This is a genomic window from Pirellulales bacterium, assembly GCA_035499655.1.
Taxonomy (GTDB): domain Bacteria; phylum Planctomycetota; class Planctomycetia; order Pirellulales; family JADZDJ01; genus DATJYL01.
This window is the reverse complement of sequence record DATJYL010000039.1, coordinates 1-23,314: the sequence shown is the minus strand read 5'-3', so window position 1 is coordinate 23,314 and position 23,314 is coordinate 1. Positions and strand designations below refer to the sequence as shown.

Here is a 23,314-nt window from a genome sequence, read left to right as displayed (position 1 = left end):
GGCGACTCACCTCTTCCCTGCGGGGTCGATCCCGTCCAACTCAAGCAACCGAAGTTCACTTGCGTGTCCTCACTCACGACCTGCTCCTGTTGGCAGCATAAGGGTTTCAACAAAGCCTGTTAATCTGTGTTCATCTGTGGCTAATCGATTGAGCAATTGAAATGGGAATTGTAATCGTAGACGGACAAGAAGTGCAGGTTGGCGACAGCGACCGGCTGAATGGCATTCAGGTGGCCGAGCGCGTGGGCGTTGACATTCCGCACTATTGTTGGCACGCGGGATTGACGGTGGTGGCCAGTTGCCGCATGTGCCTGGTGGAAACCGGCACGCGCAACGCCGAAACCGGCGCTATCACGATGATTCCCAAGCTCGTGCCGGCCTGCCAAACGCCGGCCAAGGACGGGACGGTGTTCGTCACCAACAGCGACGCGGTGAAAAAAGCCCGAGCCCAGGTGGAAGAGGCGCTGCTGATCGATCATCCCATCGATTGTCCGATTTGCGACAAGGCGGGCGAATGCCATTTGCAGGATTATCACTTCGAGCATGGCCAGGCGGAGCGGCGGGCAGATATTCGACCATTCACCAGCGCCACGCGCAGCATGGGCGATACCGTCAAGCTGTTTGTCGATCGCTGCGTGATGTGTAGCCGGTGCGTACGGTTTTGCCGCGAAATTACCGGCACCAGCGAATTGCTAGTCATCAATCGGGGCAGCGCCGAGGAAATTGACGTGTTTCCCGGTTATCCACTGGCGAACAAACTTTCCGGCTGTGTCGTCGATCTGTGTCCGGTCGGGGCGCTGGGGGATAAAGATTTTCTGTACAAGCAGCGGGTGTGGTTTATGAAACGGCACTTGGGCGTGTGTGCCGGCTGCTCAACGGGCTGCACGATTCGGATCGACGAAAATCAAGACACGGTGTATCGCCTGACGCCGCAGGAAAATCCGTTCATTAACAAATGGTGGATGTGCGACGAAGGGCGCTACGGTTACAAGCATTTGCACTCGCCGGAGCGAAAGATTGAAGCTATGCGGCGCGGCGAGAGTGTGCATTCGGATGGCGGGAATGCGAGTCGCAACGGCCATGCATACGAAAACGTCGATTGGTCACAGTTACCGCGCGAATTGGCCGCCGCGATGGAAAAGGCGTGCGCCGGTGGCGGTCGGTTGGCGGCGGTGGTATCGCCGCATTTGACTGTGGAAGAAGCGTATTTATTGTGCAAAATGACGCGGACATTTGATTCGCAGGCGGTGTTGGCATTGGGGCCAGTGCCGGTGGTGGGCAAAGATGAATCGTTCCCTGGCAAGTTCACCATTCACGCGGAGAAATGCCCCAACCGCAAGGGCGTGGAGCATGTGCTGGCGCATTTTTGCCAGGGGAAAATTAAATTGTTTGAAGAGTTGCTGGAAGACTTGGCAGGCCAGCACCATCACCCCGGCCCTCTCCCAAAGGGCGAGGGAGAAAAACCGATTAAAGCGGCGTGGATCAGCGGCGGCTATCCGCAAGGAAATTGGTGCGATGAGAATGCGGCCGCCCAATTCGCGGCGCTGGATTTACTGGTGGTGCAAGATATGTTCGAATCGCCCCTGTGGCGGGCGGCACATTATCAATTGCCCGGGGCGGGCTTTGCGGAACGGGCCGGGTCGTATGTGAATTTTGCCCATCGGCTGCAGTCGTTCACGTGGGCCATTCGTCCGCCGGCCGGGGTGTGGACGGAAGGACAATTGTATTGGCAGATGTTGGGCCAGCGCGGTTTGTACAACCCGCGAAAGGTGCTCGACGAAGTGGCGGCCGAAATTGTGATGTTTAGCGCCGCGGCGGGTGAAATTCCGCTGGTGGGATTGGATTTGCGTGTGAACCAATTGGCGACCGCTACAAGTTAGTGGAATCAAGAAACCGCGGATGAATGCAGTAAAAGCCACAGATGAACACGGATGAAAACAGATCAGAGAGAGAGAACGAGAACCATAGAGATGGGCTTTCGCAACTTCGGAACATCGACAACTTCAAACTTTATTAATCGCATTCATCTGCGTTCATCTGTGGCAAATTATGGCTGAATTGATTGTAATCCTGATCAAAATTCTGCTGCTGGTCGGCGGATTGATGACGGCGGCGGCGTATTTAGTGCTGCTGGAGCGGTGGATGGCGGCGTGGGTGCAAGATCGCAAGGGACCCAACCGCGTCGGTATTCCGCTGACGAACGTCAAAATGTTCGGTCTGGGGCAACCGCTGGCCGACGGGCTGAAGTTCATTTTCAAGGAAGAGTTCACGCCCAGCCACGTCGATAAGGGGCTGTTTCGTCTGGCGCCGCTGGTGATTATGACGGCGGCCATTGCGATTTTTGCCGCCATTCCGTTCGGCAGCGTGTTGCCGCCGTTGGAAATTAAGGGGGTGCAGGATCCCATTTCGTTGTTGGTGGACCCGGGCCTGGACGTAGGAATGGTGTACATTTTCGCGCTGTCCAGCATTGCCGTGTATGGCGTGATTCTCGGCGGTTGGGCCAGCAACAATAAATACAGCTTTTTGGGCGCGCTGCGGTCGAGCGCGCAGCTTATTTCGTACGAAATTCCACTCGGCCTGGGTTTGCTGGGCGTCGTCTTGTTTGCCGGCACCCTGAAGTTGGATTCCATCATCAGCCAGCAAGCACAAACCGGCGTGTGGAATGTGTTTTTGCAGCCGCTGGGATTTTTTGTGTTTGTGGTGGCGGCCACGGCCGAAGCGGCACGGCTCCCCTTCGATTTGCCCGAGGCCGAACAGGAACTGATCGGCGGCTATCATACCGAGTATTCCGGCATGAAGCTGCTCTTGTATTTGATTGCCGAATTTTTGCACATGATTACGGCCGCCTTTTTGATTGTGATTTTGTTCTTGGGCGGCTGGCATTTTTGGGGTTTGACGGGCTCAGGCAACGAGGTGACCTGGCTGACTGCGATTTTGCGGATTGTGGTGCTCGCGGCGAAAATTTTCGCGGTGATTTTGCTGTTCATGATTGTGCGCTGGAGTTGGCCGCGGTTTCGGTTCGATCAACTCATGTCGCTGGCCTGGAAAGTGATGGTGCCGCTGGGGCTGGTCAACCTGGTTGTTACCGCGGCGCTGGTGGAATACGGCGAGCCGCTGGCAAAATCAATTGGCATCAGCAGCCTGTGGGTCACGATCATCTTGAGTTGGGGCGTCACACTGGCGGCGTGGGTTGTGGCTGGAATTCTTGCGCCGCTGGCGACCGATAACACTCCGCGGCCGACGGCGCTTCCCTTCGACGCAGAAAGCGAGCTTGCGCCATGAAGCCGGATGATCCGAACATCAAATGGATTGAAGAACCCAAGCTCGGCTTGGCGGGGCGCATGTATTTACCGCTTGTCGTGCAGGGCTTATCGACCACGGTGAAGCACTTGTTCAGCCCGAAGGTGACGGTCAGCTTTCCGGAGGAGCGGCCAAAAATTGGCAATCCGCTCATTTATCGCGGCGTGCATCGGCTGAATAAAGATCACGAAGGACGGGTAAAGTGCGTGGCGTGCTTTTTGTGCAGCACGGCCTGTCCGGCGCATTGCATCGACATTGTGGCGGCGCCCAGCCCATGGCCCGACCGGGAAAAATACTGCGAGAGCTTTCAAATTGACGAGCTGCGTTGCATTTTCTGCGGCATGTGCGAGGAAGCGTGCCCGGTCGATGCCATCGAGTTGACCAGTCTGCTGGATCTGACCGGCCGCAGCCGCGAGGAAATGGTGTTCGACAAGGAGAAGCTGCTGAGCGTGTACGACATTACCAAGGATGCCGAGCCGATGAAATCGATTGCGCTGGGAGGCACGGTATGACGGGCGCAACGTCGGCCATTTTCGAACCGCTGTGCCGGTGCTTTTTGCTGGCGGCGGATGCTGCCGAGGCAGCGACGCCGGCTGCGCCGCCAACGGGATGGAATCGGGTGATCGCGCCAATCGTGCAGCTTCATCCGTTGGCATGGGGACTGATTTTGGCTGGGCTGGCGCTGTGGCTGATGCTGCCGCGCGGAAGCGCCAAAGGCCGGGCCGTCGGCGCCGTGCTGGGGATTGTCGCCCTGGGCCTGCTCGGTTCGCGGTTGTTGCCGCTGGGCCTGTGGAGCAGCAATGTGGTGTTTTGGATTTTGAGCGCGGTCACGGTCGCCGCGGCGGCGTGCACGGTGACGTTTCGCAGTCCGGTCTATTGTGCCGTGTGGTTTGCCATGACGCTGACAGGCACGGCGGGCATTTTCATGGTGCAGGGCGCGCAGTTTTTGGCCGTAGCCACCATCGTGGTTTACGCCGGCGCCATTTTGGTGACGTTTTTGTTCGTGCTGATGTTGGCTCATCCCAAGGGGGACGCGTATTACGACCGGGTCAGTTGGGAAGCGCTATTGGGCGCCGCAGCGGGCACGGTGCTGTTGGCAATTTTGTCGGTCACGATCGGCAAACTGGGCCTGAACCAAGTTCAGGGTCCGGCTGAGGCAACGCTGCAACAAGATGTGCTTGTGCCCGATCACGTGGCGCGGCTGGGGGCGGAATTGTTCGGGCGGCATTTAATTGCCGTCGAAGTGGCCGGGACGCTGCTGCTGATTGCCCTGGTGGGAGCGACGGCGATTGTCAGCGCTCAGCGTGGTCAGCAGGCGGCGGAGGCAAAGCACCAAGCGGAAGGTGCGCAGACGAATTTGAAAAAGACGCGTTCATCGCAAGCGGGCGGCGGCGAAAAAACGCAATTGCAGGAGTCAGCCCGATGAACGAAGCCGCTCTATTGCAAAATTCGCTGTTGGTGGGCGCGGCCCTGTTTTGCATTGGGCTGGTTGGCTTTTTAAGCCGACGAAACATGATTGTCATGTTTTTGTGCGCCGAAATGATGTTGCAGGGCGTATCGGTCAGCCTGGTGGCGTGGGGCCGGTGGCACAACAACTGGGACGGGCAGGTGTTCGTCATTTTTATTCTCACTGTGGCCGCCTGCGAGGCGGCATTGGCGCTCGCGCTGGTGCTGATGCTGTTCCAGCGGCGCGATAACTTGGACATTGCCGCGTGGGACGAACTACGGGAAAGCAATTTGCCGGCCTATGTGGATCACGAATTGCCGGCGGTGGCCGAAATCACTCCGCATTGGCCGCACCTGACACCGGCCGGCTTGGAGCCGAAAGCGGATGTGGAAGAAGAAACACATCGGAGTCATGTGTAGCTAGTTAGCCCTCGGTCACTGACCGGGGGTTAAATATGCGATTTTCAAACAACATTCATGATGGATACCCTGCTAGTTTTGATTCCCGCATTGCCGCTGGCGGCGTTTTTGCTGCTGGCGTTTTTCGGCCGTGCGCTGGGGCGATTCAGCCACTGGCCGGTGGTGTTGGCGTTTGCCGGCTCGTTTGCGCTGAGTGTGCCTTTGCTGTTCAGTGTACAGGCACAATCGAGCGAATCGCTGAATGGCGGCCAGGGGCGCGTTGGTTACGAACACGTTTGCACCCTGTGGACCTGGGCCGATGTGAGTAATGCTTACACGCCTCGGCCAACAGCCAATACATCGTCAGCCGCCATCGTGCCTGTCACACCGCACAACTTTACGATTGACATTACGCTGCGGGCCGATCCGCTGACATGCTTCATGCTCTGCATGGTGACGTTCATTTCCACGCTGGTGGCGATTTACGCCAGCGGGTACATGCACGGCGATCCCGGCTATCCGCGGTTCTTCTGTTACATTGCGCTGTTTGTGTTCTCGATGACGATGCTGGTTTCGGTCAGCAATTTCTTGCTGCTGTACACGTTTTGGGAAGCCGTGGGATTGTGCAGTTATTTGCTGGTCGGCTTTTGGTACGAGAAGCCCGCGGCCGCGGCGGCGGGAATGAAAGCCTTTCTGGTCAACCGCGTGGGAGATTTCGGCTTTGCCATCGGCATTTTTCTGATTTGGACGACGTACGGCACGTTGAATTTTCACGATACGCAAATCACCGCTGCCCATGGCGCGGTGCAACAGGTGGCCGGCGTGCTGGGACAAACTCGGCTGGCCAATCCGGCCCTGTATGCCAGCGGCGGCGTGGCCGTGGCGATATGCTTGCTGCTGATGGCCGGCGCGTGCGGCAAAAGCGCGCAGTTTCCGCTGCATGTGTGGCTGCCCGATGCCATGGAAGGCCCCACGCCGGTGAGCGCGCTGATTCATGCGGCCACGATGGTGACGGCCGGCGTGTACATGGTGACGCGTTGCACGCCGCTGTTTATGGCATCGGCCGGCACGCCTTGGTTCACAATAAACGGTTCGCCCGTGACGGCGCAAATGGTGGTGGCCACCATCGGCGGGTTTACGGCCATTTTGGCCGCCATCATTGCCATTACACAGAACGATTTGAAGCGCGTGCTGGCCTATTCCACGATCAGCCAGTTGGGCTACATGTTTCTGAGCTTGGGCACCGGTTCGCTGTTAGGCATTGTGGCCGGCATGTTCCATTTGTTCACGCATGCGTTTTTTAAGGCGTTGTTGTTTTTGGGCGCCGGCAGCGTAATGCACGCCATGGGAGGCGTGATCGACATGCGGCGCTTTGGCGGGCTGCGGCGGCTGATGCCCATCACCTGCGGAACGTTTTTAATCGGCTGCTTGGCGCTGGCGGGATTGTTTCCGTTCTCGGGATTTTGGAGCAAGGACGAAATTTTGGGTGCCGTGCGCGATAAATCGCTGCATGCCGAAGGCTTCGCCCACGTCCTGTACGGCGTGCTGTATGGGGTGGGGGTATTTACGGCCGGGCTGACGGCGTTCTACACGTTCCGTGCTTTCTTCATGACGTTTTACGGCGAAGAAAGAATTCCGCACGAGGCGGGGCACCATGCCCATGAATCGCCGCGGGCGATGACCGTGCCGCTTTTGATTTTGGCCGTGCCGGCGGCGCTGGTTGGCGGCTATTACGGCCTGACGCACGGCATTTTGGACTTTTTGAAACAGACGCCGTCTTTGGCATACCAGGCCATCGCGAAAACCGCCGAAGAGCCGAAATTGGAATTCGGCATTTCGGCGCTGAGCACCGGCGTGGTGATCGTGGGCATTAGCCTGGCGGCCTATTTGTATTTGGGAGGTCGGACGCAAGCGGAGTGGTTGGGCCGATTGCTGAGCCCGTTGTACGCGCTTTCGTACGGCAAGTTTTTCATCGACCAGATTTATGGGGTGTTCATTGTGTGGCCGCTGCGGATTTTGGCGGCCGTGAGTTACTGGGTCGATCGGCATGTGATCGACGCCTTGGTGAATTTTGTGGGGGCCATTCCCGGCGTGTGCGGCTCGATGCTGCGCTCGCTGCAAAATGGCATGGTGCAGTTTTATGCCTTGGCCATGATGCTGGGCCTGCTGGTGCTGATTGGCGCGCTGATTTTATGGCCGGGCTGACATGGGTGAGTGGTGAGGAGTGAGTGGTGAGTAGAGGTCAGTGGGCGGTTTTTTCATGAACAACATTCTTTTAGCGACGATTTTGCTGCCGGCCATCGGCGCTTTGGTGGCATGGTTGTTTGCCTGGCAGGGTAAACAAGCCGTGCGGCTGGTCGCGCTTATCGCTGCAGGAATAACGCTGGCGCTGGCCGCTCATTTGTGCGTCGAGTATTGGATCGACCAAGGGTTGAAAGGCAATTACGCAGTCCAGGAATTCAATTGGCTGGGCGAGGCGGCGAAAATTCATTTTGCCTTCGGGCTGGATGGCCTGAGCGTGTGGATGTTCGGCCTGTCGGCGCTGCTGACATTTACCGCCGTGTTGGTGAGTTGGGATGCGGTGCAGGATCGGCCCGGGGGATTTTACGCGCTGCTGTTGCTGCTGGAATGCGGCATGATCGGCGTGTTTTCCGCGCGCGACATTATTTTGTTTTACATCTTCTTCGAGTTTACGCTGATTCCGCTTTATTTTTTGATCGGCATTTGGGGGCACGAGGAGCGGCGATACGCGGCCAACAAGTTCTTTTTATTCACGTTCACAGGCAGCGTGATTGCGCTGCTGGGCCTGATTGGCATCGTGCTGTGGGCCTACAGCGCGTCGGGCGAATTGACGTTTTCCATTCCGCAATTGCACGAGGTGTTGGGGAAATATCCCATTCCCATGGATGCCGCGCATGGCCATTTGCAGTTGCTGATTTTTTTCGCGCTGGTGGCCGGCTTTGCGGTGAAAGTGCCGCTGGTTCCGCTGCACACCTGGCTGCCGCTGGCGCACACGCAAGCGCCGACCGGGGGCAGCATCGACCTGGCCGGCATTTTGCTGAAATTGGGCACCTACGGAATTTTGCGGTTCTGTTTGCCCATGCTCCCCGACGCCACGGCCATGTGCATGCCCTGGATTTTATGGCTGGCGGTGATCGGCATCATTTACGGGGCGCTGGTGTCGCTGGTGCAGGTCGATTTGAAAAAGCTGGTGGCCTACAGCAGCGTCAGCCACATGGGATTTGTGATCCTCGGCTTTTTTGCCCTGAACGAATTGAGCTTGCAAGGGGGCATTTTGCAGATGATCAATCACGGGCTGTCCAGCGCCGGGTTGTTCGCGGTCGTGGGCATGATTTACGAGCGCTACCATACGCGGCAAATCAGCGAACTGGGCGGCTTGGCCAAGCGCACGCCGCTATTGGCCGTGTTCATGTTGATTTTCACCATGTCGAGCATCGGCCTGCCGGGGCTGAACGGCTTTGTCGGCGAATTCATGATTTTGCTGGGCATGTTTCAGCGGGCTTGGGTCGATGCCCCCGGCCCGTTGGGTCCGCAATTGGTTCTGATTGCCGTGTTGGCCGTCAGCGGTGTGGTATTGGGCGCGTGGTACATGTTGTGGATGGTGCGGCGGGTGTTTTTTGGTCCGCTCAAGGAAGGGCACATATCGCCTGCCGATGCCGAGCAGATTCACGACCTGCGGTTGCACGAAATTTTGGCGCTTGCGCCGCTGGCGGTGTTCATCGTGTGGATTGGGCTCTACCCGAAGTTGTTTTTGAAGCCGATTGCGCCGGCGGCGGACGAGATTATCGCCCGGACCGAGCAGCCGTTGGAAAACTATTATGCCCGGCGGCCGCAACTTGCCGGACAAGAAATGGCTAAACCGCAAGCAACGGTGCAGACCGCCGCGGCCAAATTCACCCAGAATTAAGTCCGATGACGAATTCGACGACAATTTATCTGCTGCTGCCCGAGATCATTTTGATCGCCACCGCCACGCTGCTTTGCCTGCTGGGGGCGTTTCGGCCGCTGCGGGCCACCGCCAGCATGTTGGCGCTGGCGGCGCTGCTTATTGCGGCGATGGTCATGTGCGGACAAGATGACGGGCTGAATCTGTTTTCTGCCACCACTCCCGCGGCATCGGCCAGCGGCCCGCTGACGGTCGATTTGTTCGGGCATACGTTCCGTTGGGTGATTTTAGCGGTCGGCGCGGTGCTGGTGTTGATGATGGCCCGTCCGCAGCGCGGTCAACAACGGGCGGAGGAAGCGGCTTCGCTGTTATTGATGTTGGCGGGTTTGATGCTTGTCGCCGCGGCGAACGAATTGATTTTGCTGTTTGTGGGCTTGGAATTGGTTTCGATTCCCACTTACATTTTGCTGTACATTGGCCGCAGCGACAGCCGGGGGCAGGAAGCGGCTTCGAAATACTTCTTTCTCAGCATTTTGTCCTCGGCCGTGCTGTTGTACGGGTTCAGCTTTTTGTACGGTGTTGCGGGCTCAACCCGGCTGGATAACATTGCCGCCGCGGTTTCGACGGGAACCGCCGGCGCGTCGGCCGGCGGATTCGGCGAAGTGCTTGTCCCTGTGGCGCTGCTGTTGATGTTTGCCGGGCTGGCGTTTCGGCTGACCGTGGTGCCGTTTCACTTTTACGCTCCGGATGTTTACCAGGGGACCAGCAACGCCAACGCCGCGCTGCTTTCGACGCTGCCAAAAATTGCGGGCCTGGCGGCTTTGGCGCGCATTGTTTTGACGGCCTTGCCCGGTTGGGAGGCGCTCGGTTGGAAAGTGGCCCTGGTAGTGTCGATTCTCACGATGACATTGGGCAACGTGTTAGCGCTGTGGCAGAACAACTTGCGCCGCATGTTGGCTTATTCCTCGATTGCCCATGCCGGTTACTTGTTGATTGGCGTATCGGTGGCGCTGGCGATGCGGACCACCAGTGCGGGCCCGGCCGCGGCGGGTTTTTTGTCGAATTCGGCGGGGCTCAGCGGGATGGGGGCAACGCTGTTTTACTTACTGGTTTACATGTTGGCCACGTTAGGGGCCTTTGCGGCGCTCTGTTATTTGAGCCGCGACCACAAGCAGGTGAATACGCTGGACGATATTGCCGGCTTGAACCGCACGCACTCGGTGGTGGCGTTGATCATGGCTGTGTTTATGTTCAGCCTGGCGGGCATTCCCCCCTTGGCCGGATTTTTTGGAAAGTTTTCGTTGCTGTATAGCGCCCTGACGCTGGACGAGTTTTCGGCTCAAGGGGGCGTGTGGCTGCGGCCGTGGTTTGTCGGGCTGGCACTGGTGACCGTGTTGAATGCCGCCATTGCCGCGGCCTATTATTTGCGCGTGATTGGGGCGATGTATTTTCGCAGCGCCGACCGGCCCATGCCTGTTGTCCAGCGTGGCCTGGGCCCGGCCGTTGCCATGGGCATTTGTGTGGCCTTGGTGATTGGCATTGGTCTGTTGCCGGGACGAGTTTTGGATTGCGCGGTTCGGGCCGGTGAATCGTTGAGACAGCCGGCGGCGGAGCATGCTGCCGCCGAACGATTGCACAATGGCCAACCGTCCGCGGTTCCTGTCGTGGCGGAAGATCATCCGCGTTGAATGTGCGTGGACCGGTGGCCGCGCAGTGTGGGGCTAGTCAGTCCTCTGCTCCGGTGCGCAAAAAACCGCCTCGCCAGGTCTGCCCCAGACCCCGCGAGGCGGCATGCGTCAATGTACCAACCGATTCCATCGTCGCGCCAGACGTATTCGTAAGCTGTTGAAACGCGGGATACTGTGGCGAACCGATTCGGCTGCGGGAGGAATGACCGACCGAATACGGACCCGGCAACTGCTACGAACTGGAATTGGATGGTTGACGAGGGGCTAATCTAACGGGCCCCGGTGTCATCTATATGTCACCGCAGGCTAAAATAGGGGGGTGATTTATGAATTGATTTTGAGTTCCAGGCGATTCCATTTTTCGGTTTTGTTTTCGCAGGAAACCACCGATGCCTTCCGGCCGTACTTCCTATCCTGAGTTGCTCCGGCTGCTTGCCGAAGTTGGCGAAGGGGTGTATTTGCTCGACGAGCAGCGGAGAATTGTCTTTGCCAACCAGTCCCTGGCCGATTGGTTGAACGTGGCCCCCGCCGATTTGGTGGGCCGGACCTGCCGATATCAATCGGGCGATGGCGAGCTGCTGGCCGCTTCGGCCGATGCCCTCTGTCCGCCGCCGGAGGTTTTCCAGGGACAAAAAGCTACGGGCGTCGTTTGTAAGCCGGCCGCCGATGGACATTTGGAGCGCCGCTGTGCCGATTTCATTCCTTTGGCCGGAGAAGCCGGCCAGTCGATGGGCGTGCTGGCGATTGTGCATGCCGAAGCGCCGTCGGCTGACGAAGAAACCAGCGGCGTTATTTCGGCCTTCGACGGGCAGATTTCGACAGGGGGCGCGGAATCACGCCATCTGCACGAATTGATTCAGCGCTTTCGGCAACAGATGGCCCGTTGGTCCGGTGTGGAGCGCTTGGCTGGGGAAAGTCCGGCCATGGTGCGGGTGCGGGAGCAAATCAAGCTGGCAGCAGGCGGAACAGCCGCCGTGTTGATTGTCGGGCCGCCGGGCATCGGCAAACAACACGTGGCAAGTGCCATTCATGCCGCCACACAACGGCAATGGGCGGATTTGCCAAATATCGGTGTGCGCCCGGCAAGCCCCGCAAATCATCAGGGGACGTTGATGCCGGTTTCTTGCGCGGCGTTGCCGCCGGAAGTGCTCCTTTCGACGGTGGCTGCTATGAGCGATCGCCACAGTCGAGCGGCGGGCGAGCCACTTTCGACATTGCTCCTGGTCGACGTGCATCGGCTGGCGGCCGAAGTTCAGCCCGAAATGGTGCGTTGGATGGATGCCCGTCCGCCGAATTTGCGAGTAATTTCCACATCACCTGAGCCGCTGGAAACGCTGTCGCAACGGGAAGCGTTTCGTGCCGACTTGGCCCAGCGGCTGAGCACCCTGGTCATTCATTTGCCGCCGCTGGCCCAGCGGCGCGACGATATTCCGCTTTTGGCCCAAATGTTCTTGGAAGAATTGAACGGCCAGGGGGGCAAACAACTGCGCGGGTTCAAGCCCGAAGCGATGGACCGTCTGGCGTTGTACGATTGGCCGGGTCAGGTTGATGAGCTGGCCGCGACCGTTCGGCAGGCTTTTGCACAGGCGGAAAGTTTTGAAATCACCGCCGCCGACCTGCCCAAGCAATTACGCCTGGCGGCCGAAGCCGCCCGTTTTCCGCGCCAGCCGCCGGAACCGATCGACTTGGAGAAATTTTTGGCCCGGGTGGAGGCCGAATTGATCGACCGTGCTTTGCGGCAAGCGAAGGGAAACAAAAGCCAGGCGGCGCGGCTCCTGGGAATGACCCGTCCGCGGCTGTATCGACGGATGGTGCAATTGGGATTGGAGGTCGGCGAGGGGGAGTGAAACAAAGCGGAAGCCAAGAATCGGAGTCAAAGGTGCGGCGCTAGATGCACACGGCGGAGTGTCCAGCGTGGAATGGGGAATTGTGGGGCACTACTCAAGACCGTACCATGAATCGGATGCCATTGATCGTTTACGAATCGACAGGCGATTGGGCGGCGGCGTTGGGACGCAGGCTGCCGCGTGATATTTCGTTGATAGAAACGCGCAGCCTGGCGGAATTATGGGAGTATTTGACTGCCGCCCATTCCGCCACGGTGGCGCTGGAGTTGAGGGCGGATCGGGCCGATACGGTGCTGGCTGCGGTGGTGCGTTTGGATCGCGAGTTTCCGCAGGCGGCGGCCGTGGTGCTGGCAGATCGCGATCTGGCGGCGTGGGAAGGGATAATGCGCGAAGCGGGTGCGGTTCATTTCATCACTTCGCCACGCCGAACGGACGAAGTGATTGAGCTTGCCCGTCGACATACCGCGGCCGCGACGAAACGGAGCATTCCATCGGGCGAGGAAACAACTTCGTTGGAGGACCAAATTTTTGCCAGTATGCCTTGGGGGTGAATCGTTGAAGCTGGCGGCGGCTTCCAGATTTCGATTGGCCGGAGATCAGCAGGCCGGGTCGAATGATTTTCGAGAGTCAACTTTTTTTCCGTTCAAACTTGCTAGAGGTTTTTATGGCCGGTGGCTCCGTCGATGCGTCCGCCGTGATGGCGGTTCTCCAAGAATTTGCAGACCCTGAGACGGGGCGCAGCGTTGTCCAAATGCAGCAGGTGCGCGACGTACAGGCGGGGAGCGATGCACTTTCGCTGACGCTGGCCTTGACGACGCATTCCGCGCCGCTGTGGCAGGAAACCAAGGCCGCCTTAGAGCGACTGCTCCGCAGCCGGTTTCCGCAATTTAAGACCGTGACCGTGAACCTGGCGGTTCATTCGCGGCCGCCGCAGAAGTTGGGCAGCATTGGGCTGGCCTCGAAGAGCGTCATTGCCGTCGGTTCCGGAAAGGGAGGAGTCGGCAAAAGCACCATCGCGGCCAGCCTGGCTTTGGGTTTGGCCCGCCAGGGGTCTCAGGTAGGCCTGCTCGATGCCGACGTGTACGGTCCCAGCATTCCACATTTGCTGGGCTTGCACGGTCAGCCGGAGCGCGCCGGAGAGAACAAAATTAAGGCTTTTGAAATTCATGGCATGAAGGTCATTTCGATGGGTTTTTTCGTGCCTGCCGGCGAGGCCGTGGTGTGGCGCGGCCCGATGTTGCACGGAGCGATTCAGCAATTGCTGCGTGATACGGCCTGGGGCGAACTGGATTACCTGATCATCGACATGCCGCCGGGAACCGGCGACATTGCTTTGACGCTTTCACAGTTATTGCCGCTGACCGGGGCCGTGGTGGTTTGCACTCCGCAAGATGTGGCCTTGTTGGATGCGGTAAAGGCGATCGCCATGTTTCGCAAGGTGAACATCCCGGTGCTGGGAGTGGTGGAGAACATGAGTTACTTCATTTGTCCCGATTGCGGCAAACAGTACGATATTTTCGGCCATGGAGGCGCCAAGCGGCGCGCGGAGGAGTTGAAAATTCCGTTCTTGGGCGAAGTGCCCATCAACATTTCGATCCGCGAGCACGGGGACGAAGGGCGCACGATGGCGAATTTCGACGATGCCAATAGCGCCGCGCCGTTGGAAACAATTTGCCACCGCCTGGTGAAAAATTTGGCGGAGCAACATCTGGCCGCGCCGCCGTTGCCGTCCCTTTCATTGTTGTAGGGCTGCCTTGGAAGGAAGCGCTCAGAGAATGGGCCGCGGGAAAATCGGGCAAAGCCTGCTTCTCCCGCGCCGTTAATGACTGCCCCCTCTAATTGGGTAATTGAATGATATTCGTTGGCGGGCCGTAACTACCGTTGGCCTAATGATTTGCCCGGATTGTTAAGCGATTGTTTACCCCCCGCAATTGGGTATACAGTCAGGGCCTGCGGAAAACGCTAGAGCCGCGAAGATCGGCGTACCGATCCCCGCGGCTCTTTCTCGTCGGGTCTGAAGGAAGAGCAGCGCGTGCCAACAACAAAAAGTGCGAGCCGCGCTGCGAGGCGAAAACTACCTCTTCTTCTTCTTCGCCTTCTTCTTGGCTGACTTCTTGGCAGCCTTCTTCTTCTTGGCCACAGTACGTCCTCCGTTAAATAAGTCGCTGCGAGAACACTTGCCCGCCGTCCTCGACGGCTGATCGGCAAGTGACTCCCAAGCGACACAACCAACCACGATGCATGACGTGCGACGAAGCGGCGTGCAACTCAATCACGATTTGCCGCCGCCGGCATCCTGAACTTGCCGCACAGCATGATTCATCTTTTCTAGTTGTAGGCATTGCTAAAAAAAATGCAACACCATTTTCAAAAAATCTTTTCAATCTTCGCGAACATTGTCAAGAGCAAGTTGCAATTTTTTTCGTCAGCGCTTCGATCTTCAATCAACCGGCGTTTCAATCGAGGCTGTGCAAAAGCACGATCGCGTGGCGAACGGATCGACGCGCACGCCGGTGGGACGAGCTTGGCGAGTGACTGTGGAGTGGCGAGACATTAGTAAAACGAAATGGTAGTGCCATCGGCCAGCTTAGCCGCAGGTTGTTGGCAGCGTTGTCGCAGGCCCCAGAATGTACGCTGCTGCGGGCGGCGAGTTTGCAGGTAAAGCCAGCGCCGCAATGAACCGCGGGCCAGTGCCGCAGACGGTGAGTCTTGGTCGTTCCAGGTTGACAGAATGTTGTGCCAGGCGTGCGGGCGATGCCGAAGGTGAATGTGGATGGGATCCCAGCCGTACCAATGGCGGCGTTGTTCCACCAGGGTAATTTTGCGCGCTGTTCCCAGCTTGTGCAGCCGCGCGTGCAACTGCTGGGCGCGGTCGAGGGCTGTTTCCCAATTCAAGCGACAGCCGGGAAAAAACAGAGTCCGAAAAAAATAAAATCGGGCCGGGCTCAGGCTAGCGCCGTCGATCGGCGGCAGCGAGGTCATGCAGATTTGGGCTTGAACTTGCTCGAGACGCTGGATGACGCATTCCACCCAGCACACGATTTGCGGCACCTCTACGCCGTACAGAACGTCGTTGCCAATATCGGTAATTAAGGCGACCGTGGGAATGGTCGCCGGCCGAGCCAGGGCTTCCCACAGCGAGCAATCGAGAATGCTGGGCAATGTGCGACCAAATACGCGAGTTTCGATTCCATAGGAACGGCCGTGGCCCGCCGCCGTTAGAATTTCTAATGGTTGGCGGCGGAAGTTTTGGGAGGTTTCCACCACCGTGGAAATGCCGCGAGTTAAATTGCTGGCGCCCAGCAGGACCACACGGCAGCTCGGGCCGCCGCGGTTGAACGAAGAATCCGCGGCGTTATTTTCGGGGGATGTGCCGATTCGTGCGGCACAGGTCTTCGCTGGCGCCTCGAATTGCGGCGCAGAGTCGTTCACCTGGTTCACCGCCAACCTCCGCCGCGACCCATGTAGGCTTGCAAGGTCATAAAGCTGGAATAAGCCAGCATGCCGAACATGATTGCCAAAAAGGTGTCTTGCTTCGACAATGCCCAAACTGCCACAGCTCCGGCAACCAAGATGGAAAGAATCAAAGAATTTCGAATCCCTTCGCGGGGCTGCCCTAGCGTAAACATTTCCCGTGAAATTTGCCCGCCATCGAGCGGATAGACAGGAAGCAAATTCATCAAGGCCCATCCTATATTGACAAACAAAATTGCATACAACAAACCTTGTAATGCCACGGAGGGCACGCGTTCGCCCTCCAACAGAAAAGCGAACGGATGGATAAAAGGAAGTGGGTTGGGTACGTAAAAGCCGCCAAAGTAAACAATGCCCACAAACACCGCCCCCAATGCCAGCGAGGCAGCGGGCCCGGCGGCTGCAATCACAATCTGTTGTACCGACCCCAGGTGCATCCGCCGGCCAAAATCGAAGCTGCTGTCCGGCACGGCAATGCCGCCAAAATGATACAACACCACATGCGAATGAATTCCATAAAAACGGAATGCAAACGCGTGTCCAAATTCGTGAGCGATAATCGATATCAGCACCACCGCGGTCCACATCAGCAGCGCCGTACCGACCGTTAAAGCCCCCTGCGAGCTTTTTGCCAAGGATGATGCGAAGCTCCATCCTAGTACCACATTCGCCAGCCAAAACCACGGCGTAATGCGCACCGGAATGCCCAACAACTTAAAGTGCAAATCCCACGGATTGGGCGGCGGTTCGGCAAGCAACATCGATGTGTCCACGCGGTAGGTCAAAATGCGGGTTGCAACCACGACAGGCGGGCGGCTCCGCGATTAGCAAAAATCATATCAACTAACCGCGATTTTAGCAGATGCCGCCGATAAATTACCGAGCCGTTAGCACGGGAGAAGGGCGCATTTCATCATGCGGATGATGGTGGCCGTTGGGCGTTGGTTGGGAGAGGGCGGTCGTGGGGATCAGATTCACCTCCGCCGAATTGCAGCCGCCGCTGCGGCAAACCGATTTTCCATCCCCGGTTGTGGAAAGCACTGGAAGCAATGGTTTTGCGTGTTCGCCACTGCCGGCTGCCAGTGCCGCCGGCTTTAGCTGCGGCCGCTGTCCAAACACCACCGATCTTGCCGCAGCCCACATGCCGCGCAGCGAACCAAATGTTTCACTGACGGCCGTCGGTTCGTAACCGCAATGCATCATGCAATCTTGGCAATGCGGATTGCCGCTGGCCCGGCCGTAAGCTTTCCAATCGGTCGTGTCGAGCAATTCCTGAAACGTTTGCACGTAGCCTTCGTCCAGCAAATAACAAGGCTTTTGCCAGCCGAACACGTTGTACGTGGGATTTCCCCAGGGCGTGCATTCCAGCTCCCAATTGCCGCGCAAAAACTCCAAAAACAGCGGCGATTGATTGAACCGCCACCGCCGCGGCGCTTTCTCCAGCAGCCGTTGAAACAGACGCACGGTGTTTTCACGAGGCAAAAAATGATCCTGATCGGGCGCTTTGGCGTAACTGTAGCCGGGCGAGAGCATCATGCCTTCTACGCCCAAATCCATCAGCGTGTCGAAAAATTCGCGCAGCCGCTGGGGGTTGGCGTCGTTAAACAGTGTGGTGTTGGTGGTTACCCGAAAACCGGAGTTCAGCGCAGACTGAATCGCCTTCACGGCCACGTCGTAAATGCCGGCGCGGCAAACGGCGGCGTCGTGCTCTTCCCGTGGGCCGTCCAGGTGAATCGAAAACGAAAAATACTTCGACGGGGTGAACTTCGACAGCGATTCTTCCAACTTGATGGCGTTGGTGCACAAATAAACGTACTTTTTGCGGGCGACCAGGCCGGCGACAATTTCGTCGATTTGCGGATGCAACAGCGGCTCGCCGCCGGGAATGGAAACGATGGGCGCGCCGCATTCTTCGGCGGCACGGAAGCATTGCTCCGGCGTCAACTGCCGCCGCAAAATTTCCGGCGGATGCTGAATCTTCCCGCAGCCCGCACAGGCCAGGTTGCAACGCAACAGCGGTTCCAACATCAACACCAACGCATACCGCTCCTCGCCGCGCAGCTTCTTTCGCATCACATACGAGGCGACGGTCCACATTTGCGAAAGGGGCACTGCCATGACAACTCGCTTTGGTTTAGCCGTGCCCAAGCACGACGGTTCGATTTCTACGATGTCTCGTCCGTTTTGCCCGCCGCTTTGGCCCAACGCGCTAGCGCCATCAGCGGGAAATAAATCCGGTAATAGTGATAGCGCAAATAAAACACTCGCGGGAAGCCGGTGCCCGTGAATTCCGTTTCATCCCACGTGCCGTCCACATTTTGATGCGCGAGCAAATAGTTCACGCCCCGCAATGCAGCCGGATGATTGTGGCGTCCGGCGGCAATTAAGCCCATCACTGCCCAAGCGGTTTGCGAGGCCGTTTCCCGCCCCTGACCGCGCAAGTTTGGATAGGCGTAGCTGTCGGCCGATTCACCCCATCCGCCCGAAGGCTGCTGATGGGCAATCAGCCATTGCGAGCCGGCGACAATGGCCGGGTCGTCATGCGGCACGCCCACCGCCTCCAATCCCGTCAGCGATTGCCACGTTCCATAAATGTAGTTCACGCCCCAGCGGCCGAACCAACTGCCGTCGGCTTCCTGCACCTGCCGCAGATAAGCCACCGCCCGATCGATCGCCACGTCGCCCAGGCGACGGCCCCGACCGGAAAGCGATTCCAACACTCGGCCTGCTAAATCGGGCGAACTGGGATCGATCATCGCGTTGTGATCGGCGAACGGCACATGGCACAGGAATTCCGCCGTGTTGTTGCGATCGAATGCGCCCCACCCGCCGTCCCGGTTTTGCATGGCCAGCATCCAGTGCGTGGCACGCTGCGTGGCGCCGGCAATATCGTCCCGCAACAGCGCTTGGCGGCGGGCGTCGGGCATGCTCGGAGCAGTGGCGTCGGCAATCAAACGCAAATTCGGCGGCAAAGCGGTCTCAGTGAGGGCCGGGTTTTGATCCGATTCGTGCAACGCCATCACCACCATCGCCGTATCGTCCAGATCGGGGTAATACGCATTGGCAAATTCGAAGCACCACCCGCCGGGCTGCGCCTTCACGCTCCGCGACCAATCGCCTCGGGTCCGTATTTCTTGCGCGAGCAGCCAATGAATGCCGCGCTCCACCGCCGGGTGCTGCCCGTCCAGTCCGCTGTCGGCCAACGCCCGCAACGTCAGCGCGGTATCCCACACCGGCGATTTGCACGGTTGCAGACGGGCGGAGGTTTCGTCTTCGATGACTAAGCCCCACAATCGCTGCCGGCAATACTGCATTTCCGAGCTGTTCTCATCAAATCCCAGCGCACGCAGGGCCACAATGGCCCACACCATGGGCGGGAAGATGGCCCCTAAGCCCTCGCTGCCGTTAAACCGCTCCACCATCCATTGTTTGGCGCTATTCACGGCGAACCGCCGCAGCGGAGTCAAACTATGCCGCTGCAAATACTTGAACGCCTTGTCGGTGGCGTGAAAAAAACGATCCCAACTGACCAGCCGCCGGCTTGATTTCAGTCCTGGGCAGCGCGGGTAAGGCCACGTCAACGGGTCGCGCAAAAACAGCTCGCGGATGCCTCGCTCCGGTTCGATTTGCCGAATCGGTTGAAACGCCGACATAATCGACAGCGGAACCAATATGGTGCGGGACCAGGCGCTGATGGAATACAAATTAACCGGAAACCACGACGGCAGAAGCAAAAATTCCGGCGGCACGTTGGGACATGCCTCGTACGGAATTTGTCCCAATAGCGCCAAATAAAATCGGGTGAAGCTGTTCACCGCGTCCGCCCCGCCGCCGGCCATAATTGCCGCCCGGGAACGTTGCATGTAATGGGCCGCTGGATCGTGCCCGGTCAGCTTAAGCGCGAAATATGCTTTCACGCTGGCGCTAATGTCGACTTGACCGCCGGGATACTGCGTCCAACCGCCGTCCGCCATTTGCTTCTCCAACAAATGGCGAGCGCACTTTCTCGCCAACGGCGATTGCTCTTCACCCAAAAAGGCCAGCAGCAACAGAAATTCGCTTTCTAAAATGGTGTCCCCTTCCAGCTCGGCAACCCAAAATCCATCGGGCTGTTGTTGAGCCAGCAACCATTGTTGCGTGCGAAAAATCGCCTGGCGCAGCGCCGTCGCCAACGGCTGCCCCGAATTCGGTTCCGCCACGGTTGGCTGGTTCGGCAGCGGTAGAAAACAATCGGAAAGCGCCGGGCTGGCAATGGGTACCGGCCCCGTGGCGCTTGCCGGCTGCGATTCGTGCAACATGACGAATTGTCTTCCTTGACGCGCGGAATGCTTAATCCCGTAGATAACACTCGACGGGCTAAAAGATTACGTCATTGCCAGCGTTCATACAAGGCCAAAGGCGGCCGCCACGCCGCTCGGAGAGTCGCACCCGTTAAACTGAAAAATCTACGGCGAGTTTGCCGTGCCAGCATTGCGTGGAAACCTGAAATTAGAGAATCCATCATTCGAATCAAAGCTTCTCCGCCAGATTCAAGTTTCAAAGCCGCATGTATCGCCGGATCATTTCGCCTTGGCGGTTGATCAAGAACTTCGTGAATCGACACCAGGATAGGTGCAGCACGACATCACATAGCAAATTTGCTCACTCGGCCAGCAGATTCAGATGACATGGGCGCTGTGGCGCTGACAAACGTCGTATTCGTGGCGCAGTTAAGAGCTTTTCATTTCAAAGTTAATCTCCTGCGCGCCGCCACTTGACGGGACGGTAGCTTTCAGCGGAGAGCGCGCAGGATCCTGATAAATAGCAGGAATTTTGGGGCCTGCAGGAGGTGGGGGTGTCTTGGTGAATTGGTCGAACGACACGGTCGGTGGTAGGGTAGTAATAACTACAGTGTATTCGCCGGGCAATGCACCATCGTCCGCTTGGAATGAACTCAACGATGCATACGTGCCGTCGGATTGAATCGTTCCCTGGGCAACGCGGTTAGGCATTTTGGAACTGACATTATTAGGCTGAAAAATAATTACGCCACCTCCCAGCGGCTTGCCATCCATAGTTACTGCCCCATGCACTGGTATCGCGCCAGAACCGCTGCCGCAACCAGCTATGAAAGCCAAGCAACTTAACAAGGCGATTTGAAGGCGATAATTTAGCACAGCTAAACAAACACGTTTCATTAAGGGATCTCAATGCCTTGGCCGTCTTTGCGGTCGCCCAAATAAACCCATAACTTATAATCAATCGTATCCGTGATGAAGCGGGCGCTGCCGTCCACCATGCCCATGTTCACCCCGCCTTTGTGTTCGCTTTTGTAGCCGGGTCCGGCGTCAGTGGTGGTGCCCGTGCCGCTAAAATAATTAGCCTGGTTTTGAATGCCCGTGGTCGCCACGCCATTGTGCATGGCCCCTGGAAAAATCTCGTTATAGTTCGGAGGATAATATTCTGTCCCAATATTCAAATGGCTGTGAAATAACATTTGATGTAACGAGATCGCCGGCAACTGCTCCCCCAGCAAAAAAGTGCTGGAGGTGCCGTCAGTGCAATCTTTAATTCGATATGCTACCCCATAACCGGCAGCAAACATCCCGGGCGTGCCACCTTTTTCTTCTCCTTCGTTAATCCCATTTTGGCAGTTTTCCGGCTGTTGGCCAGCCGGAGGAATTGGGAATCGGTACGCCCACGGATTCGGAGCGGGGGCGCTTCCTCCCGGAATGACAGGGCCGCCCGATGGTGTATACGATTCGCCCATCGATTGATACGCATCGGTCGATCCCCCGGCAATGATCGTTCCGCTGGCACAACCGCTCCCGCTGAATCGACCCTGTCCCTGCAGTCCGGCGAACTCATCGCTGGGGCACATCATGTTCGGAAAGACACGATTCAAAATTGCCGCTGGATTGGGACCATTGATCGTGAGCTGCGTCAGGTCCATGGATCGATACTCAGCACCTTCTTCCATGAATGGCATCAGATGTGTCCACCAGTTTTGGCAACCGTAGATTTTGTCGCACCCCGTGGCGCTGGAATTGCAATATGCCCCAGCTGGGAAAATTTTGTTCGCACTATGAAAATTCAACATCGCCAGTGCAATTTGCTTCACATTGTTTAAGCATTGGGTTCGGCGGGCGCTCTCCCGCGCCGCTTGAATTGCCGGCAACAACAGTGCGATGAGAATGCCAATGATGGCGATGACTACCAGCAGCTCCACCAGCGTGAACGCTGAATGCTTAGCTTGAGCCGCTCGAACAAAACCCCGGTTTCGCGGCGCCCGACATGCTGGTTTCCGCGCATTCCTCAGCGAAAACATAATTCTTCCCCCGCGCTAAACCCCAAACAGAAAAGAATAAGCGCAATCGAACCCGTGTGGACTAACGCCAAAAGCGGTCCCCACGTGATCGGCGCCGCGCGCATCGCCCGGACAACCGATCTGCCGCCTCCGCGTTCCCCATCAAAAGCACGCTTGCCCCCCCCAGCGCACTTCTTGGACCCAGAGCCACCCAATATAACATGCAGCGGCAATTAAGTACACAATATTATGGGCTTTGCAGTTTTATTCCCGCTGGGGTGCCTTCTGCACCTTTATTCAAGCGGCTGCACTTTTATTCGTGGCCGAGTGGTCCCGTTTCGTCGGCTGTTTATTGGACCGTGCGCGAAGAGGCGCAAAGAATTCAATTAGGCGTCAATTTAGTGTTCGCGTTCGGCGGAGGCGAAAGCCTTGTGACTTCGAGAGTAAATTTCCCATCATCTTGCGGCTTAGAAAAAACCACATAATAGAACGGATGACAATGCATCTCTCCAAAAACGTCCTGCCAATGGAGGCGGCCTGCAATCGAGAGCGGCGTGTGAACGTTCTTTTCCGCCGTTCCAATGGTGCCAGTGCCATTGGCCTCTATATAGGGATTATTTACATCCAATTGATCATCAAGATCATCAAACAATTCGGCAGCAGGTTTAGGTTTGCCCCGATCAATACTAGTGATTTTAATCGCCTTATAGAGTCTTTCAGCAGGAGTTTTGCCAGCATTCGCAATTATCAATTTCAATCCCACGTTAAATCCTTTATCTGGATCACTTGCAAGTTCCGAGTGTGCAAATGATACGGAGGAGACATATTGGCCTGCTGTTGAAAAACTGATCCAGTTGTTATGAAGGTCTTTAGCCCGATGGGCAAGGAGACTTTCACAATGACGACGAAACGTAGGACGCGGCATAGTCCTGAGCAGATCGTGCGGAAGTTGCGCGATGCCGATGCG

General features: G+C 57.5%; 19 protein-coding genes. 12 read left to right on the top strand and 7 right to left on the bottom strand.

Annotation, left to right across the window (positions count from 1 at the left end):
* Window positions 1-161: 161 nt before the first annotated feature.
* The 12 genes from VMJ32_02595 (at window position 162) to VMJ32_02540 (ending at window position 15,122) form a co-directional block, all read left to right on the top strand.
* Complete coding sequence (locus VMJ32_02595) at window positions 162-1,880, top strand: molybdopterin-dependent oxidoreductase (protein ID HTQ37885.1); 1,719 nt, start codon at window positions 162-164, stop codon at window positions 1,878-1,880.
* 169 nt (window positions 1,881-2,049) lie between these two features.
* Window positions 2,050-3,282 carry an NADH-quinone oxidoreductase subunit NuoH gene (nuoH, locus tag VMJ32_02590; protein HTQ37884.1) on the top strand — a complete coding sequence of 411 codons (1,233 nt, stop codon included), beginning with the start codon at window positions 2,050-2,052 and terminating at the stop codon, window positions 3,280-3,282.
* Complete coding sequence (locus VMJ32_02585; protein HTQ37883.1) at window positions 3,279-3,812, top strand: NADH-quinone oxidoreductase subunit I; 534 nt, start codon at window positions 3,279-3,281, stop codon at window positions 3,810-3,812. The genes nuoH and VMJ32_02585 overlap by 4 nt, the downstream gene beginning before the upstream one ends.
* Window positions 3,809-4,726 (top strand): NADH-quinone oxidoreductase subunit J, encoded by a 918-nt coding sequence (locus VMJ32_02580; protein ID HTQ37882.1) that lies wholly within the window; start codon window positions 3,809-3,811, stop codon window positions 4,724-4,726. The genes VMJ32_02585 and VMJ32_02580 overlap by 4 nt, the downstream gene beginning before the upstream one ends.
* The gene (nuoK, locus tag VMJ32_02575; GenBank protein ID HTQ37881.1) at window positions 4,723-5,166 is read left to right on the top strand and encodes an NADH-quinone oxidoreductase subunit NuoK; all 444 of its coding nucleotides are present in this window, start codon (window positions 4,723-4,725) and stop codon (window positions 5,164-5,166) included. The genes VMJ32_02580 and nuoK overlap by 4 nt, the downstream gene beginning before the upstream one ends.
* 57 nt (window positions 5,167-5,223) lie before the next feature.
* On the top strand, window positions 5,224-7,350 hold the full coding sequence (nuoL, locus tag VMJ32_02570) for an NADH-quinone oxidoreductase subunit L (protein ID HTQ37880.1): 2,127 nt from the start codon (window positions 5,224-5,226) through the stop codon (window positions 7,348-7,350).
* Window positions 7,351-7,405: 55 nt separating this feature from the next.
* Window positions 7,406-9,073: an NADH-quinone oxidoreductase subunit M gene (locus VMJ32_02565; GenBank protein HTQ37879.1), complete on the top strand. Its 1,668-nt coding sequence runs from the start codon at window positions 7,406-7,408 to the stop codon at window positions 9,071-9,073.
* Window positions 9,074-9,078: 5 nt separating this feature from the next.
* Window positions 9,079-10,740: an NADH-quinone oxidoreductase subunit N gene (locus tag VMJ32_02560; GenBank protein HTQ37878.1), complete on the top strand. Its 1,662-nt coding sequence runs from the start codon at window positions 9,079-9,081 to the stop codon at window positions 10,738-10,740.
* Between the two features lie 389 nt (window positions 10,741-11,129).
* Window positions 11,130-12,587: a helix-turn-helix domain-containing protein gene (locus VMJ32_02555; protein ID HTQ37877.1), complete on the top strand. Its 1,458-nt coding sequence runs from the start codon at window positions 11,130-11,132 to the stop codon at window positions 12,585-12,587.
* 107 nt (window positions 12,588-12,694) lie between these two features.
* Entirely contained in the window at window positions 12,695-13,138 is a 444-nt protein-coding gene (locus tag VMJ32_02550) for a hypothetical protein (GenBank protein ID HTQ37876.1), read from the top strand.
* A gap of 113 nt (window positions 13,139-13,251) precedes the next feature.
* On the top strand, window positions 13,252-14,334 hold the full coding sequence (locus VMJ32_02545) for an Mrp/NBP35 family ATP-binding protein (GenBank protein HTQ37875.1): 1,083 nt from the start codon (window positions 13,252-13,254) through the stop codon (window positions 14,332-14,334).
* 494 nt (window positions 14,335-14,828) lie between these two features.
* A complete protein-coding gene (locus tag VMJ32_02540) occupies window positions 14,829-15,122 on the top strand; it encodes a hypothetical protein (GenBank protein HTQ37874.1) in 294 nt (97 codons plus the stop codon).
* 18 nt (window positions 15,123-15,140) lie between these two features.
* Here VMJ32_02540 and VMJ32_02535 read toward each other — a convergent pair whose 3' ends face one another.
* The 7 genes from VMJ32_02535 to VMJ32_02505 form a co-directional block, all read right to left on the bottom strand.
* Entirely contained in the window at window positions 15,141-16,028 is an 888-nt protein-coding gene (locus VMJ32_02535; protein ID HTQ37873.1) for a hypothetical protein, read from the bottom strand.
* The gene (locus tag VMJ32_02530) at window positions 16,025-16,822 is read right to left on the bottom strand and encodes a site-2 protease family protein (GenBank protein HTQ37872.1); all 798 of its coding nucleotides are present in this window, start codon (window positions 16,820-16,822) and stop codon (window positions 16,025-16,027) included. Before VMJ32_02530 ends, VMJ32_02535 begins: the two co-directional genes overlap by 4 nt.
* 115 nt (window positions 16,823-16,937) lie before the next feature.
* Entirely contained in the window at window positions 16,938-18,179 is a 1,242-nt protein-coding gene (gene hpnH, locus VMJ32_02525) for an adenosyl-hopene transferase HpnH (GenBank protein HTQ37871.1), read from the bottom strand.
* Between the two features lie 47 nt (window positions 18,180-18,226).
* The gene (locus VMJ32_02520; GenBank protein ID HTQ37870.1) at window positions 18,227-20,359 is read right to left on the bottom strand and encodes a prenyltransferase/squalene oxidase repeat-containing protein; all 2,133 of its coding nucleotides are present in this window, start codon (window positions 20,357-20,359) and stop codon (window positions 18,227-18,229) included.
* A 411-nt stretch (window positions 20,360-20,770) separates the two neighbouring features.
* Window positions 20,771-21,238 (bottom strand): hypothetical protein, encoded by a 468-nt coding sequence (locus VMJ32_02515; GenBank protein ID HTQ37869.1) that lies wholly within the window; start codon window positions 21,236-21,238, stop codon window positions 20,771-20,773.
* Complete coding sequence (locus VMJ32_02510; protein ID HTQ37868.1) at window positions 21,238-22,368, bottom strand: DUF1559 domain-containing protein; 1,131 nt, start codon at window positions 22,366-22,368, stop codon at window positions 21,238-21,240. The genes VMJ32_02515 and VMJ32_02510 overlap by 1 nt, the downstream gene beginning before the upstream one ends.
* A gap of 361 nt (window positions 22,369-22,729) precedes the next feature.
* Window positions 22,730-23,314 (bottom strand): hypothetical protein (locus tag VMJ32_02505; GenBank protein HTQ37867.1); only part of this gene is annotated, 585 nt, incomplete at its 5' end.